Below are 14,573 nucleotides of genomic sequence, written 5' to 3'. Positions count from 1 at the left end.
ATGTCAGATCAGCAGAGCCTCACGCCGGCAGACGAAGGCGTCAAAGAATCCCTCAGCCGTCCCCCGCACGTCCTCAAGCGCATCTGGGCGCAGCGCGAGGGCAAGATCGGCGTGATCATCACCGTTACCGTCGTGGCGCTGGCACTCCTCGGACCGCTGCTGGCAGCGCCCATCACGGGCGTGACCCCGTACGAGTTCGTCGGCAAGCCCTTCTCGAATCACGGACTGTTCGGCACTGACAACCTCGGCCGCTCGGTCGGATCGCGCTTCCTTGCGGGCGGCCTGCTGCTGCTCGTCTACTCCGTTCTGGCAACGGCGCTCGGCATGCTCGTCGGCGCCGTGTTCGGCATGCTCGCCGCCTACGCCGGCGGGGCCGTCGATTCGCTCATCATGCGCATCAACGACGTGTTCCTCGCCGTACCGCAGCTGGTCTTCGCCCTGCTGGCCGTGACGATCGCCGGGCCGAAGGGCTGGGTGCTCGTGCTCGTCATCGGCCTGACCCACGCTCCCCGCATTGCCCGCGTAGCCCGCTCCGCAACCCAGAGCGTCATCAGCGAGGACTACATTCGGGCGGCGGAAATGTACGCGGTGCCGCGCTGGAAGATCATCGGGCGCGAAATCCTGCCGAACATCACCGGTCCCATGTCCGTCGAAGCCGGTCTGCGCCTGACCTACTCGATCGGCGCAATCGCATCGCTGTCCTTCCTGGGGCTGGGCATGCAGCCGCCGCAGGCCGACTGGGGCCTGATGATCAACGAAAACCGGATCGCCCTGACCGTCCAGCCGTGGGGAGTTCTGCTCTCCGTCATTGCCATCGCGGTTCTGACGATCGGCACCAACCTGCTGGCGGACGCGATTGCCCGCGCCACGGCCTCGACGAATGTGGAGCAGTGATGACGAAACATCCCAATGTTCTCGAAATGCGCGGCCTGCGCGTCGAAGCCGTCGGCGGCAAGGAGATCCTCCACGGCATCGACCTGACGGTTCGCCGAGGTGAAATGCTCGGACTGGTCGGCGAGTCCGGCTCGGGCAAAACCACCGCGGGCCTTGCTGCTATGGGGCATTTCCGGGCAGGTCTGCTGCAGACCGGCGGAACGTCCACGATCTACCCGAACACGCCCAGCGAAGGCCGCGAGAAGATCGTGGTCGAAGAGCTGAACGATGACGAAACCCGGTTCCTGCGCGGCGAGCGCATCGCCTACATTCCCCAGGACCCCGCGCTTTCGCTCAACCCCGCGATCCGCGTGGGTGACCAGATCCGAGAAGTGCTCGACATCCACGGCTACGGGGATTCCGAACGGGAGCGGGCTGCCCGTGTTGCCGAAGTGCTCGAAGACGTCGGCCTGCCTTCGGACCGGGAATACCAGAAACGATGGCCGCACCAGCTGTCCGGCGGTCAGCAGCAGCGCATCGGCATTGCGATGGCGTTCGCCATGTTCCCCGACGTCCTCATCCTCGATGAGCCGACCACCGGCTTGGACGTGTCCACGCAGGCTCACGTGCTCGACACGATTCAGCAGATGACCAAGCGACACGGGGTTGCCGGCATCTACATCACCCACGACCTCGCCGTCGTCGCCGATGTCACCGACCGCGTGGCCGTCATGCTGCGCGGCGACATCGTCGAGGAGGGCCCGGTCGAGCAGGTTCTGCACGACCCCCAGCACCCCTACACGCAGCGACTGCTGGCATCGGTGCCGGACCTGGCTGGCCGCAAGACAATCGGCGGGACAGATGCGAGCACCGCAAGCGGCGGCATCCCCACCGCGGCGGAAGCCGACGCTGCCGAGGTTCCAGCCCTCGAGGTCCGCGATCTCAAGCTCTCCTACGGTTCGAACATGGTGCTGCGCGGCATCAACATGGAGCTTAAGCCGGGGCGATGCACCATGCTCCTGGGTGAATCGGGCTCCGGGAAGACCACGCTGTCACGCTCAATTGCGGGCCTTATCGACCACTACACCGGCTCGGTGAGTCTAGACGGTGATGTCCTGCCGAACAGCACCCGCAAACGCTCCGTCAAACAGCTCCAGGGCCTGCAGTACGTGTTCCAGTCGCCCTATTCTTCGCTTAACCCGCGCCGCACGATCGGCGAATCGCTGACGGTTCCGCTTGAGATGAACCGCGACCTGACACCGGCGCAGCGCCGCGGCTTTGTCGAGGAGGCACTTGACGCGGTGCGGCTGGGCCGGACGTTCTACGACCGCCGGCCCGGCGACCTTTCCGGCGGTGAGCGTCAGCGCGCGGCGATTGCCCGTGCGCTCGTCAACGCACCGAATGTGCTGGTGTGCGACGAGGTCACGAGCGCCCTCGACGTGTCGGTTCAGGCTTCGATCATCGGCCTGCTGCGCCGGCTCAAGGTGGAACGCGGTCTGGCAATGCTGTTCGTCACCCACAACATCACACTCGCCCGGCACATTGCCGACGACATTGCGGTGCTCAACAGGGGCGAAATCGTCGACTTCGGTCCCGTCGACGAGGTTCTGCGCTCACCTTCGCACGCCTACACGAAGGCGCTCCTGGAAGACGTCCCCACCCTCTGAACCAAGCAGCCCGCAGCAGAATTGCCCGACGCGACGATAAAGGGCGGTGTGCACTCAGCACGCCGCCCCTTACAGTCCGCGCTCTATGACTTCGCGTCTTCTTTTCCGCTGATGCCGCCGGGTCGGTGCGGCAGAATGACTTCTTCGTACACGGCTTGGCCGAAAGGCACGTAGTCCGTTTCCGGGTCGTACCACTCATCCATCGTGCCGAACTCACCCCCATCGGTGTAGCCGAGCTCGTCGGCTTTCTTCTGCCATTTTTCGAGCACTTCGGCGAAGCGCTTCTCGGTTCCCTGCTCGAGCAGACCGGCCTCTTCGACGTTGCCTGCAAGCTCCCGGTTGAACGCTTTGAGTTTCGCCTGCAGCGGCTTTTCCAGCGGTTCGATCTTTCCACCCTGGGCGTGGATCGTCTTGACGGCCAGGTGGTTGCCGCCGATTGAGCGGTCCATCTGTCCCTGGAAGGACCCGCTGTAGCTGTCGAAGATGATCTGCCTGTACGCCAGCGGCAGGGTGCTGAACCGCTGTCCGGCGATGACCGCACCAACCGCACGGGGTGCCGAGGTGTCTGTCAGGTATCCCGTGTACTGCGCCACTTCGAACAGCCCGGCTTCTGCCGACGGCACCATCTGTCCCAGGGTGCAGTCGATTGTCTTGCGCTGCAGGGCTTCGTAGGTTTCCGTGTAGTCCAGGGACAGCGGTGTGCCGCCGAGTGCTTTGACGTAGCCGACCTGCGAGCGCGAGCCCACGCGGATTTGGCGGCCGCCGTAGTCGTCTGTCCCGAAGCCGTCGGTGTTGCACTGGCTGGAGTAGCTGCCCGAGGCGGAAACCGGGTTGAGCGGGTACACGCCCTTCTTTGCGTACTGCTCCAGCACTTTCTGGGAGCCCCAGCCAATCTCAGTCGAGGCGGCATTGGCGACCATCTCGCCGACGAATGGCGACGGGTCGGCTTCTGACAGCAGGTCGCCGACCGCCCCTGCTGCGGGGAATTCCTGCGGCAGATAGGCCGGCAGCGTGTAGGCCAAATCGAGGCGGCCGTCCGCCAGTGCGTCGAACACTTCGCCGTAGCCGGCAATCGCCTGTCCGTAGACGATTTTGATCGTGATCTTGCCACCGGAGCGTTCGCTGATTTCCTGCGCCCACTGAGGGGCTGACTCAATCTCTTTGAGCTTCGGCGAGGCTTCCGACGGCTGGTAGGTCAGCGTGACGGGAGGGAGGTCTGCAATCGCCTCGAGCACCTCGTCCTGGGAAGCCCCGTAGGCGTAGCCGGTGCCCGACCCCTCCCCTGACAGCGCGCCTCCGGCAACCGAACCGGCGCACCCGGTCAGGACCACAGCCCCAACGGTGCAGACCGCGGCGAGCATCCTCATCGTGCGGGAGCGTGTCATCATCGTCCTCCTGCGGACTCAAGCAGGCCGGGCAGCCATTCGGCGACCTGCGGAAACGCGATCATGAAAACCAAGAACAGCAGCGGGATCGGCAGGAACCACACGAGCGACCGGAAAACATCGCCCAGGGTGATCTCAGTGCCGAGGTTGACGTCCGGTTTCTTCGCAATCGTGTGCACGATGTAGGACAGGATGCCCACCGGCGGGGTGATCATGCCGATTTCACCGAGCAGCACCACGAACACCCCGAACCACAGCGCGTTCACGCCCATCGCCTCAACAGCCGGAAGCAGGATCGGCACTGTCAGCAGCATCATCGCCAGGGTGTCGAAGAACATGCCCATCACCAGGTAGACCCCGATGAGAACCACGAGGAAGCCCACGCGCGACAGTCCCAGACCGGTGACGAAGCCGGTGAGGATCTCCGCCAGGCCCGTAATCGCCAGCAGGCGGGTGAGCATTTCCGCCCCGATCATGATGAAGAAGATCGCGGCGGACGCGCTGACGGTGGTAAGCGCGGCCCTGCCAACACAGGCAAAGGGCTTGTTTCCACGCTGCTCGATGAGGGTGAGGATGAGAGCCGTGAGTGCCGCTGCGGCGCCGGCTTCCGTCGGGGTGAAAGCACCTGAGAACATACCGCCGAACAGCACCACGAGGATGACGGGGAAGCCCCACACTTCACCGAGCGAGCTGAGCCGCTGCGCCCATGTGGCGGAGGGACCACGATCGCCGCCCCTGCCCACGAGCTTTGGCGACACGATGCCGAGCAGAAGGATGAACAGCGCGACGAACACCGCAACCAGCAGGCCGGGCACCGCACCGGCCACCAGCTGTGGGCCGACGGGGACCGAAGCGATGCCGGCGTAGACCACCAGAAGGATGGACGGCGGAATGAGGTTGCCGGGCAGACCCGCAACAATGACCGAACCGAGCGCTACCCGCTTGTCGTAGCCGGCGCGCAGCATTTCCGGAATCGCGGCCCGTCCCAGGGCGTAGGTCATGCCGATTGTCGACCCTGACACTGACGACAGTCCAGCACCGGCCGCGGTTGTGCCGATTGCCAGACCGCCGGGCAGCCATGAGAACCAGCGGTCGGTAGCCCGGTAGATCTTCTGCGTCAGCCCCGACTGCGACAGGAGCATGCCCATGAAGATGAACAGCGGCAGCACCGAGTAGGTCCATTTCGCGGTGGCCGTGTACGGGGTCGTGGCGAGGATGTTGACGGTCGCGGGAATCCCGGAAAGACCGTAGACGCCGATGATCGACGGGATGGCAAGCGCTGCTGCCACGGGAACCCCGAGGAACATGAGCACCAGCATCATTCCGATGCACCACGCGCCGGCAATCGGCGCGGTCGGCGACAGGAAGAAGCCGACAATCGTGCCTATCAGCAGCGCCGTGCCGACGAGCATGACTCCCATGCTGCGCGGCCTGAAGCGCGTGTTGCGCGGAAGGAACGAGGTGCCGGGACCGGCGCTGATGCGCGGTCGGCCGGCTTTTTCGGGCAGGGGTGTTGTCATGGTCATGACCGAACCTCCGTGCTGCGCTGCTCGGTCTCGCCGTGCTCGACCCCTTCGGCGTGCTCGACTTCCGCGATTTCCTTTTCGACTTCAGAAACGTAGACCTGTTCAGGTTCGTCTGACAGCACAGCGCGGAAATAGGTGATGGCCTCAAGGACGCAGATGAGCGTCATCAGTCCGAACACAACGGGCAGGAGGAAGAACACCGGCCACGTGATGATCGTGGTCACCCCGGCTGTCGCTCCGAGCTCCATCTGCTCGACTGCGCGGTGCAGGCCGAACCACGCAAAGCCCGCACACACTGCCGCTGTGGCCAGACTCGCCAAGAGCATGCACCAGCCGGCGGCACGAGCACTCATGCGGTCCAGCAGAAGCGCCACAACAATGTGCTCGCGCTGCAGCTGAGCGACCGGTATGCCCAGAAGGGCAATGATCGGCAGATACCAGAATCCCGCGATCTCATTCGTGCCGTAGATGGGTGTGGAGAAGAAAAAGCGCGCAAGCGCGTTGATGACGACGTGCAGCATCATGACGATGATGACGAGCGCAGTGATGACACTCAGCACTCTGCCGAGCAGCTTTGACAGCTGTTCCATGCGCAGACCCCTTCATTGCGGTCAACGGAAACTTGAGTCATCCTCTCAGACAACCTGGCCGAGCGGAACAGCTCTGCGAAAGATTCTTGACATTCGATACACAACGGAGACAACAGCAAACCCGCAGATCAGGCGGGGTGCGCTTATAACGTTGCCGCAAAATTTCAAACGATCGTTCTACCCGGTGTCGCGCAGAGTGCCCCAGCCCTCTATTGTGGGGAGCGACACAGAACAGAACCCAAGGGGATTCATTGACCGACATCGTGATCTGCTCACCCGTCCGCTCCGCGGTCGGCGCTTTCGGCGGGCAGTTCAGGGACATCCCCGTCGAAGACCTCGCCTCTGAGGTCATCGCGGGACTCATGAAGACTTCCGGTCTGCCCGGTGACGCTGTCGACGACGTCATCCTCGGCAACTGCTATCCCACGACGGAAGCCCCCGCGCTCGGCCGCGTGGCAGCACTCAACGCGGGACTGCCGCTGAACGCCGGCGGTTCGCAGGTTGACCGCCGCTGCGGCTCCGGGCTCTACTCGGTTCTCCTGGCGGCCGGCGAAATCGCCACGGGAGCAGCCACAGTCGTCATCGCCGGCGGCGCTGAATCCATGAGCCGCGCACCGTTCTACACCGAAGAGATCCGCTTCGGCGTGAAGACCCCCGGCATCAACCTCAAAGACGGACTCACGCGCGGCCGCACCACCGCCGGCGGCAAAAACCACCCCGTCCCCGGCGGCATGATCGAAACCGCCGAAAACCTCCGCGCCGACTACGGCATCGACCGGGCAGAACAGGACGCCCTGGCAGTCGAATCCCACCGCCGGGCAGCAGCCGCCGTTGAGGGCGGGCGCTTTGCCGACGAAATCGTGCCGATCACAATTCCGGCGGACCGCAAGACCCCCGAACATCAGGTGACGGCCGACGAACACATCCGGCCCGGCACCTCGGCAGAAAAACTCGGAAAACTGCGTCCCATCATGGGCAGGCAGGACCCGAACGCGACCGTGACCGCCGGCAACGCGTCCGGCCAGAACGACGGCGCGGCAGCGTGCATCGTCACCACCCTCGACAGGGCACACGAACTCGGACTCACTCCGCTGCTGCGCCTGGTGTCGTGGGCACAGGCCGGGGTTGACCCCACCCGGATGGGCATCGGCCCCGTCCCAGCAACAGCTTCGGCCCTCGCCCGGGCCGACCTCAGACTTGCCGATATCGACCTCATAGAACTCAACGAGGCCTTCGCCGCCCAGGCACTCGCGGTCACCCGCGAGTGGGGCTTTGGAGAGTTCCCCGCAGACGGCGAAATACCCGAATCCAGCGACTTCTCACGCATGAACGTCAACGGATCCGGAATTTCGCTCGGCCACCCGGTCGGTGCGACAGGAGGGCGGATTCTAGCAACCCTGGCGCACGAAATGCACCGTCGCGACGCCCAGTACGGGCTCGAAACCATGTGCATCGGCGGCGGACAGGGACTGGCCGCTGTGTTTGAGCGGATCTGAGGCGGCAGCCGGGGACCATGTGGAACACGCCACAGGATCTCGGCGCAGCCAAACCAGAGAAAACGGTAAGAAAAACCTTGTTTTTTGATTGATACGATCGAAGAACAGCACCTTCGAACAACCGAAGATCGCGGGAAACCGCGAATCCTCAGGAAGGATGACAACCCCATGCGGATTGTTACTTTTGTGAAGTACGTTCCGGACGCCGCCGGCGATCCCGAATTCCTCGATGACAACACCGTCGACCGCGAAAGCGACGGCCTGCTGTCGGAGCTCGACGAATACCCCGTCGAACTCGCACTGACCCTCGCCGAAGAAGCAGACGATGCCGAAGTCATCGCCCTGACCGTCGGTCCGGACGACGCTGTCGACGCTGTCCGCAAGGCCCTCCAGATGGGTGCAGACTCCGGTGTTCACATTGTCGACGACGCCATCGCAGGCTCGGACGCTCTGGCCACCGCGAAGGTTCTCGCCGCCGCAGTCAAGAAGGTCGAAGAAGAAGAGGGTCCGGTCGACCTGATCCTCACCGGCTTCGCATCGACCGACGGCAACACCTCGGTTGTTCCGACCCAGGTTGCCGAACTGCTCGGCTTGCCCGCCGCCACGGTCGTTTCGGCCGCTGAGCTCGACGGCCAGACCATCAAGGCCCGCCGTGACGGCGACTCCTCATCGCGCACCATCGAAGTGCAGCTGCCGGCTCTGGTTTCGGTCACCGACCAGACCAACGACCCGCGCTACCCGTCCTTCAAGGGCATCATGGCCGCCAAGAAGAAGCCGCTGGAAGAGTACGATCTCTCCGAACTCGGCCTCGACGAAGGCGAAGTCGGCGCTGCCGGCTCCTACACCGAAGTTGTTGAGATCGCTGCCGCTCCGCCGCGCCAGGCCGGCGAAATCGTCACCGACGAAGGCGAAGGCGGAAACCAGCTCGTCGAGTGGCTCGCCTCGAAGAAGCTCGTCTGATCCCTGCCCATACCGAATCTCTAAGGAAGATTTATGTCTGAAGTACTCGTACTCGTTGACCACGTGGGCGGAACCGTTCAGAAGTCCACGTTCGAACTCCTCACCGCAGCAGCTCAGCTGGGCGAGCCCGTCGCCGTTTTCGTCGGCTCGGACGCTGACGCCCAGACCGCTGCCGCTGACCTCGGCAAGTACGGCGCAGCGAAGGTCCTCGTCGCATCTGACGCTTCGCTGACCGAATACCTCATCGCCCCGCAGGGTGAGCTCGTCGCTTCGCTCGTCGAGTCGCGTCAGCCGGCTGCCGTTCTCGCTTCGGCTTCGACCGACAACACGGAAGTCCTGGCCCGTTCGGCTGCGAAGACCGGCTCCGGTGTCATGGCCTACGCTTCGGACCTCGATGGTGAAGGCCAGGCCACCCAGTCGGTGTTCGCCGGTGCCTACACCGTCAAGTCGAAGGTCATCAAGGGTGTTCCGCACATCCTGGTCAAGCCCAACTCGGTCGAAGCTGTTGAAGCTGCCGGCGCGGGTGCGGTTGAAGCTGTTGACTTCGCCGCCTCGGACGCTGCCAAGACCGCCAAGATCACCGCTGTCGAAGAAAAGGCAGCCTCCGGCCGTCCCAGCCTGACCGAAGCAGCAGCTGTTGTTTCGGGTGGCCGCGGCACCGGTGGTGACTTCGGTCCGGTCGAACAGTTCGCTGACGCCATCGGCGCGGCCGTCGGTGCTTCGCGCGCCGCTGTTGACGCCGGCTGGTACCCGCACTCCTCGCAGGTGGGTCAGACCGGTAAGGTCGTCTCCCCGCAGCTGTACGTGGCAGCCGGCATTTCCGGTGCGATTCAGCACCGCGCAGGTATGCAGACCTCGAAGAACATCGTCGCCATCAACAAGGACGACGAAGCTCCCATCTTCGAGCTGTCGGACTACGGCGTTGTCGGTGACCTCTTCACCGTTCTGCCGCAGGCTACAGAAGCAGTGAACGCACGCAAGTGATGTGACTGCTCCCAGCCAACGGGCGCCTCGTCTCCTCTGACGAGGCGCCCGTCGCCGTTTCTGTCCCCTTGCGGGGTGCGCGAGTAGAGTGGGGCGTGTGTCTGACCGCAGTGATCTGTTTCCCCGCCGCCCAAAAGCGAAGCTGACCGGCACCTCGTGGGCTTACGCCTGGGCGCGCACGATCCAGCGGTTCAGTGACGACCGGCGGATGGATTCGGCGGCGACACTCAGCTACTACTTTCTTCTGTCTGTCATCCCGGCCCTCGGCGCCGGGATTTCCATGCTGACGGTGTTCGGCCAGGGGCCGACGACGGTCGAGGCGATCCTCAATGTGTTCGAGCAGGCCACCGGCTGGTCACGCCTGCAGAGTCTGTACGATCCGCTCATGTCGATGGCGCGGTCGTCGGCGAACCTTCCTGTTTTCATCGGCGGCATCATTCTGTCCCTGTGGTCGGCTGGCCGCTATGTGCGCACTTTCGGGCTCATGGTCAACGAGGTGTTCGAGGTGGCCGAGGGCCGCACCTGGTGGGTGCTGCGGTTCCAGTCGTTCCTGGTGACCCTGCTGCTGATTCCGCTCATCATCGCGATTTTCGGTCTGCTGACGGGCCGGACGGACTGGCTGGAGTTCTTCAACCCGCCCGATTCTGCGCTTCTTGCGTGGAAGGTCGCCCGGTTCCCGCTGATCGTCCTGTTCATGTTCTTCACGATCGCGGTGCTCGGCGCGTGGACGTCCAATGTGAAGCGGCCGCAGCGCAATCCGCTCACGGTCGGCGCCGGTGTGGCTCTTGTCGCGTGGCTTCTGCTGACCGCGGGTGTATATTTCTTCGTCATCACGGTCGGCTTCGCATCGGCCTACGGCGCTCTGTCGATTCCGTTTGTTCTGCTCACGTGGCTGTGGCTGACGAACCTCGCACTTGTCTTCGGCATCCAGTTCGACTGCGAAATGCTGCGAGCCCGCCGCCTACAGTCGGGCATCCCCGCCGAATCTGACATCCTCCTGCCGCCGAAGGCCACCGGCAGGATCATCGGGGTGGAGCGGCGTGAGTTCATGCTGTCCTACCTGGGCGCACAGCTGCGCCGCTCTGAAGGCCGGACCGTGGGCAAAGTCGAATACGCGTCGTTCCTGGCTGATCCGACGCTGCGCAGACTCAAAAAGCTGCGTCTGCGCTTCGGCTCTGGGCGAAGCCGAGATTAACCCCGGCGGCGGCCGGTTTCTGCTCTAGACTGGAAGTGATCACCCACTACAACAGGAGTGAAAATGAAGAAGCGCTACGTACTTCTGGCCGGCCTGGCTGTCGGATTCGTCCTCGGTTCCCGCAGCGGACGCCAGACATACGACAAGCTCAAGTCCGAAGCCGAAAAGGTGTGGAACAGCCCCGACGTTCAGGCGGGAGTTCAGCAGGTCACGGAAACGGTCCGCGAGCAGGGCCCGGAAGTTGCCGAAAAGGTTCAGGAAACCGTACGCGAAGGCGTTGAGAAGGTCCGCAACAGCTGACTTTCTCCCTCAGCGGGTGCGGAGGCGGCCATTGGCCGCCTCCGGCCCGCTTTTCTGTGCCCGCACGCAGCCGAGCAGTTCAGCCCAGGCGAGCGGCGCCTCGTCAGTCTTCGAGGTGTTCGGCGGCCTGCACCACCGTGTTCACCGAGCCGAGAGTCGAAATGAGGGCGGGGTCGAGGTTTTCCCCGGTGCCCGGATCAGCGGCATCGACCATGGCGATCACCAGCTGCGCCCCCACCCCGGACTTCGCCAGGGCGAGCGCGTCAGTGGTCATTCCGCCGCGGATTTTGAACTGGCCCAGTCCCACCGCGGTGCGGGTCTGTGCTTCGGCCAGGAAAGCGTCCCGGTCGACCTTGCCGGATTCGATCTGTTCTTTCAGCACGACAGGTTCGCGCAGCCACACATCGGGATCAAGCACACCCACAGCGGGAAGCTCATTGAAAAGGTCAAGGATCTGAGCGTCAGAACCTCCGGCGTCGTACCACTCTTCGAGCTTGCGCAGAGCGTCCAGCCCGGGACCGTTTTCAAAAGGACCCCCGTGCACCGACGGGTCGAAGAAGTCATCGGGAGCTGCCTCGGCAAAGCGCGGGTGGCTGCCGGAACGGGTGGGAACGGGATTGCTGCCGGTGAAGAGCTCCATACTCGGACGATAGCGGTTTACAGCAGCGAAGAGGTCAACCGGCACACGTTTTCCATGTACTTAACACCCAGGGGACGCTGACGCCACACCTCAAGTTCAAGTTCTTCCGACGTCGATGCGTATTCGGCCCGTTCGAGTTCGTACATCCGCGACGCGAAGTCTTCCGACACGATGAGCACTGAGAGCTCCATGTTCATGGTGAAGGAGCGCTCGTCCATGTTCGATGATCCGATGACGGTGATGTCGTCATCGACGATGATGAACTTCGAGTGCAGAACCGTCGGCGCCGGATAGCGGAAAATCCGCACACCGGCCTCAATGAGTTCGTCGTAATAGGATTCCTGCGCTTTCTGCGCAATGTAGTGATTGGACTGTTCAGACACGTAGATCCGCACGTCCACCCCGGAATGCCCAATCGAGACGAGCGCCTGTTTGAGGGACTCGTCCGGCACAAAGTACGGCGAGCAGATGACCAGCTGTTCGGCTGCGTTGTAGATGAGGTGGTTGAACAGCTTGAGGTTGTTCTCCAGTTCAAAGCCCGGGCCGCTGGGCACAACCTGGGCGGCAAGCCCACCGGATTCCGGCGCGTGCAGTTCGAGTGTGAGCTCTTCGGACAGGATGACACCGGTTTCGGCGTACCAGTCGGTTCCGAACACTGCGTCGAGTTCTCGCACCACGGGGCCGCGGCAGGCAATGAACTGGTCTTTCCACTGATAGCCCCGCCGCAGATTCGAGCGCTTGTTGTAGGAAGGGTCGATGATGTTGAGCGATCCCGTGAACCCGAGCGTGCCGTCGACAACCAGCAGTTTGCGGTGGTTGCGCAGGTCGGGCCGCTGGTATTCACCTCGCCACGGGCGGATGGGCAGGCTGCGGTGCCAGTCGATTCCGGATTCATCGAGCATCTTCACAAGCTTCGAATAGCCGGGAAAGCCGAGCGAGCCGATGTGGTCGATGAGCACCCGCACCGTCACACCGCGTTCGTGGGCACGAAGAAGAGCGTCGAACAGCGTCGCGGAGGTCTGATCGTAGGCGACGATGTAGAACTCGAAGTGGACGTAGTGTTCGGCCTCATCTACCGCCTGGGCCATCTGCTTGATCGCCTCACGAGTTTCCGGCATGAGGTCGATTTCGTTGCCGTACACCAGCGGCAGTGCGCCCAGCGAAGAGTTGAGCCGGGCGGCTGTCAGGTGCGCTCGGCGCAGGCCCTCTTCCGTGCCGATGACCGCTTGATTGTCGGTGGTCTCCCGGATGAGGTCGGACACTGTCTGCTGTCGGCGGCGTCTGCGCTTGGGAAATTTGGCGCGCCCCAGCATCAGGTAGACGGCAACGCCGACGTACGGGATCAGGTAGATGGCCAGCAACCACCCGAGCGCTGAAGACGGCTTGCGCCTGTACGGCACCCAGCCGAGCACCGCCAGGCGGATGATGAGGTCGGGAATGAGGGCCAGCAGAACGCGCCACAGGGGCCACGACGAGTCGATCGAGAACAGCCAGTCCATAGGGCCCGAGTATCACTTCCTGTGTGCGGTGCGTCGGGTCGACACAGCTGGTGCCGGCGTAGCCGCCGGCAGCGGCTGCACCAAGCCGAAGCGGGTCAGCCCGAAGCGGGTCAGTCCGCCGGGATCATGATGGTGACGGCCTCGGCGATGCATGCCGGCCGTTCTTCACCTTCGATTTCGATCGTGTGTGTCATGACCACCTGAATGCCGGAGCTTTTGACGTTCACTTCGGTCAGCTCCACGGTATCGCGCAGGCGCGCACCGACGCGGACCGGGCTGGGGAACCGCACTTTGTTGCAGCCGTAGTTGATCTTCGCCTTCATGCCGGTGACGCTGACAGCTTCGGATGACAGCAGCGGAATGAGCGACAGCGTCAGGAAGCCGTGGGCGATCGGTGCACCGAAGGGGCCTGCCGCGGCGCGGTCGACGTCAACGTGGATCCACTGGTGGTCGCCGGTTGCATCGGCGAAGGCGTTGATGCGCTGTTGGTCGACCGTGATCCAGCCGCTTGATCCGAGAACCTTGCCGACGTTGTCCTGAAGGCCTTCCAGGCCGTGGATTTCGAGCACCGCTCCTCCTTTGTGTCCGTGCGTCACCCCTGTGTGGCGCACGTTCCCATCCTAGGACCGCGGGCGGCTGTGCGCACTGGCGAATTATGATCGAGTTTCAGCGACAGGGAGGTCTCATGGCTGGCACACCCGTGACTGGGGCTAGTGGCCCAGTGCCGATTCGACCCGCAGTGAGCGTGCTCGCCCTGCGCGGCCGCCCAGCCGGTGGGCTCGAGGTGTTTGTTCAGCACCGCCGCACGAGCATGGACTTCGCTGCAGGTGTTGTCGCCTATCCGGGCGGCAGGGTTGATCTGATTGACTTCTCACGAGGCGCCGCCGACTTCCGCTGTCCTGTTGCCCAGGAGCACGCGCGCCTGTGGGGTGACGCGGTGGATTTGAGTTTTGGTCCCGGTTCGGCGGGGCACCAGCCCGGGCAGGATGAGGCGGTGCCGGCGGCGGTTCTGCTGGCGGCCGCACTGCGGGAACTGGAAGAGGAAACGGGTGCTGTGGCAGCACCCGAGGCGTGTGTGCCGTGGGACGTGTGGACCACTCCCCCGGGTTATCCGCGTCGTTTTGACACGTTCTTCTATGCGCTCGACGCGTCTGATCTGCACTTGGAGAACACGACGACGGAAGCCTCTGTTGGCCGATGGGCTTACACCGGGGATCTTCTGGAGCAGTTCTACGCCGGTGACATTCGCCTGTGGCGGCCCACGTATTCGCTGCTGCGCTCGGTTCACGAACTCGGTGATCCGTCTGAGATCAGCGCGGGGCGGGGCATTGTGCCGGACCGGCCGGACAGCAGCACAGCAGATGATAAGCACCACCGGAAGTACGGACTGTAGTTTCGCGCGGACTGCGCACGCTGCCGGCAGTCTCGCCGGCTGTGCGGGGGCGTTAGGGCCGTCGG

Annotated in this window: 14 protein-coding genes; 8 read left to right on the top strand and 6 right to left on the bottom strand. The window is 63.7% G+C overall.

What is annotated here, in order from left to right:
- Window positions 1–894 carry an ABC transporter permease gene (locus tag HMPREF3172_RS01880; RefSeq protein ID WP_256173104.1) on the top strand — a complete coding sequence of 298 codons (894 nt, stop codon included), beginning with the start codon at window positions 1–3 and terminating at the stop codon, window positions 892–894.
- Window positions 894–2,540 (top strand): ABC transporter ATP-binding protein, encoded by a 1,647-nt coding sequence (locus HMPREF3172_RS01875; RefSeq protein ID WP_070514986.1) that lies wholly within the window; start codon window positions 894–896, stop codon window positions 2,538–2,540. The genes HMPREF3172_RS01880 and HMPREF3172_RS01875 overlap by 1 nt, the downstream gene beginning before the upstream one ends.
- 83 nt (window positions 2,541–2,623) lie before the next feature.
- Here HMPREF3172_RS01875 and dctP read toward each other — a convergent pair whose 3' ends face one another.
- The 3 genes from dctP to HMPREF3172_RS01860 are packed head-to-tail and all read right to left on the bottom strand — an operon-like array spanning window position 2,624 to window position 6,041.
- Window positions 2,624–3,925 (bottom strand): TRAP transporter substrate-binding protein DctP, encoded by a 1,302-nt coding sequence (gene dctP, locus HMPREF3172_RS01870; protein WP_070514984.1) that lies wholly within the window; start codon window positions 3,923–3,925, stop codon window positions 2,624–2,626.
- Entirely contained in the window at window positions 3,925–5,451 is a 1,527-nt protein-coding gene (locus tag HMPREF3172_RS01865; RefSeq protein ID WP_070514982.1) for a TRAP transporter large permease, read from the bottom strand. The genes dctP and HMPREF3172_RS01865 overlap by 1 nt, the downstream gene beginning before the upstream one ends.
- A complete protein-coding gene (locus HMPREF3172_RS01860; RefSeq protein WP_070514981.1) occupies window positions 5,448–6,041 on the bottom strand; it encodes a TRAP transporter small permease in 594 nt (197 codons plus the stop codon). The genes HMPREF3172_RS01865 and HMPREF3172_RS01860 overlap by 4 nt, the downstream gene beginning before the upstream one ends.
- 251 nt (window positions 6,042–6,292) lie before the next feature.
- Between HMPREF3172_RS01860 and HMPREF3172_RS01855 the strand changes: the two genes are divergently transcribed.
- From HMPREF3172_RS01855 to HMPREF3172_RS01835, 5 genes are all read left to right on the top strand, one after another.
- Complete coding sequence (locus HMPREF3172_RS01855; RefSeq protein WP_070514979.1) at window positions 6,293–7,537, top strand: acetyl-CoA C-acetyltransferase; 1,245 nt, start codon at window positions 6,293–6,295, stop codon at window positions 7,535–7,537.
- 168 nt (window positions 7,538–7,705) lie between these two features.
- On the top strand, window positions 7,706–8,497 hold the full coding sequence (locus HMPREF3172_RS01850) for an electron transfer flavoprotein subunit beta/FixA family protein (RefSeq protein ID WP_026022851.1): 792 nt from the start codon (window positions 7,706–7,708) through the stop codon (window positions 8,495–8,497).
- Between the two features lie 33 nt (window positions 8,498–8,530).
- Entirely contained in the window at window positions 8,531–9,481 is a 951-nt protein-coding gene (locus tag HMPREF3172_RS01845) for an electron transfer flavoprotein subunit alpha/FixB family protein (RefSeq protein ID WP_070514977.1), read from the top strand.
- A 97-nt stretch (window positions 9,482–9,578) separates the two neighbouring features.
- A complete protein-coding gene (locus HMPREF3172_RS01840) occupies window positions 9,579–10,676 on the top strand; it encodes a YihY/virulence factor BrkB family protein (protein ID WP_070514975.1) in 1,098 nt (365 codons plus the stop codon).
- 63 nt (window positions 10,677–10,739) lie between these two features.
- Window positions 10,740–10,976 carry a YtxH domain-containing protein gene (locus HMPREF3172_RS01835; RefSeq protein ID WP_061941477.1) on the top strand — a complete coding sequence of 79 codons (237 nt, stop codon included), beginning with the start codon at window positions 10,740–10,742 and terminating at the stop codon, window positions 10,974–10,976.
- 103 nt (window positions 10,977–11,079) lie between these two features.
- Here the strand turns inward: HMPREF3172_RS01835 and HMPREF3172_RS01830 are convergent, their stop codons facing one another.
- The 3 genes from HMPREF3172_RS01830 to HMPREF3172_RS01820 form a co-directional block, all read right to left on the bottom strand.
- The gene (locus tag HMPREF3172_RS01830; RefSeq protein ID WP_141741552.1) at window positions 11,080–11,616 is read right to left on the bottom strand and encodes a hypothetical protein; all 537 of its coding nucleotides are present in this window, start codon (window positions 11,614–11,616) and stop codon (window positions 11,080–11,082) included.
- Window positions 11,617–11,633: 17 nt separating this feature from the next.
- A complete protein-coding gene (cls, locus tag HMPREF3172_RS01825; protein WP_070514971.1) occupies window positions 11,634–13,115 on the bottom strand; it encodes a cardiolipin synthase in 1,482 nt (493 codons plus the stop codon).
- A 110-nt stretch (window positions 13,116–13,225) separates the two neighbouring features.
- The gene (locus tag HMPREF3172_RS01820) at window positions 13,226–13,684 is read right to left on the bottom strand and encodes a MaoC family dehydratase (protein WP_070514969.1); all 459 of its coding nucleotides are present in this window, start codon (window positions 13,682–13,684) and stop codon (window positions 13,226–13,228) included.
- Between the two features lie 116 nt (window positions 13,685–13,800).
- Between HMPREF3172_RS01820 and HMPREF3172_RS01815 the strand changes: the two genes are divergently transcribed.
- Entirely contained in the window at window positions 13,801–14,508 is a 708-nt protein-coding gene (locus HMPREF3172_RS01815; protein WP_141741551.1) for an NUDIX hydrolase, read from the top strand.
- Window positions 14,509–14,573 lie beyond the last annotated feature (65 nt).

The sequence above is a fragment of the Brevibacterium sp. HMSC08F02 genome (genome assembly GCF_001807555.1).
GTDB lineage: Bacteria > Actinomycetota > Actinomycetes > Actinomycetales > Brevibacteriaceae > Brevibacterium > Brevibacterium ravenspurgense.
This window is presented reverse-complemented; position numbering and strand designations above follow the sequence as displayed.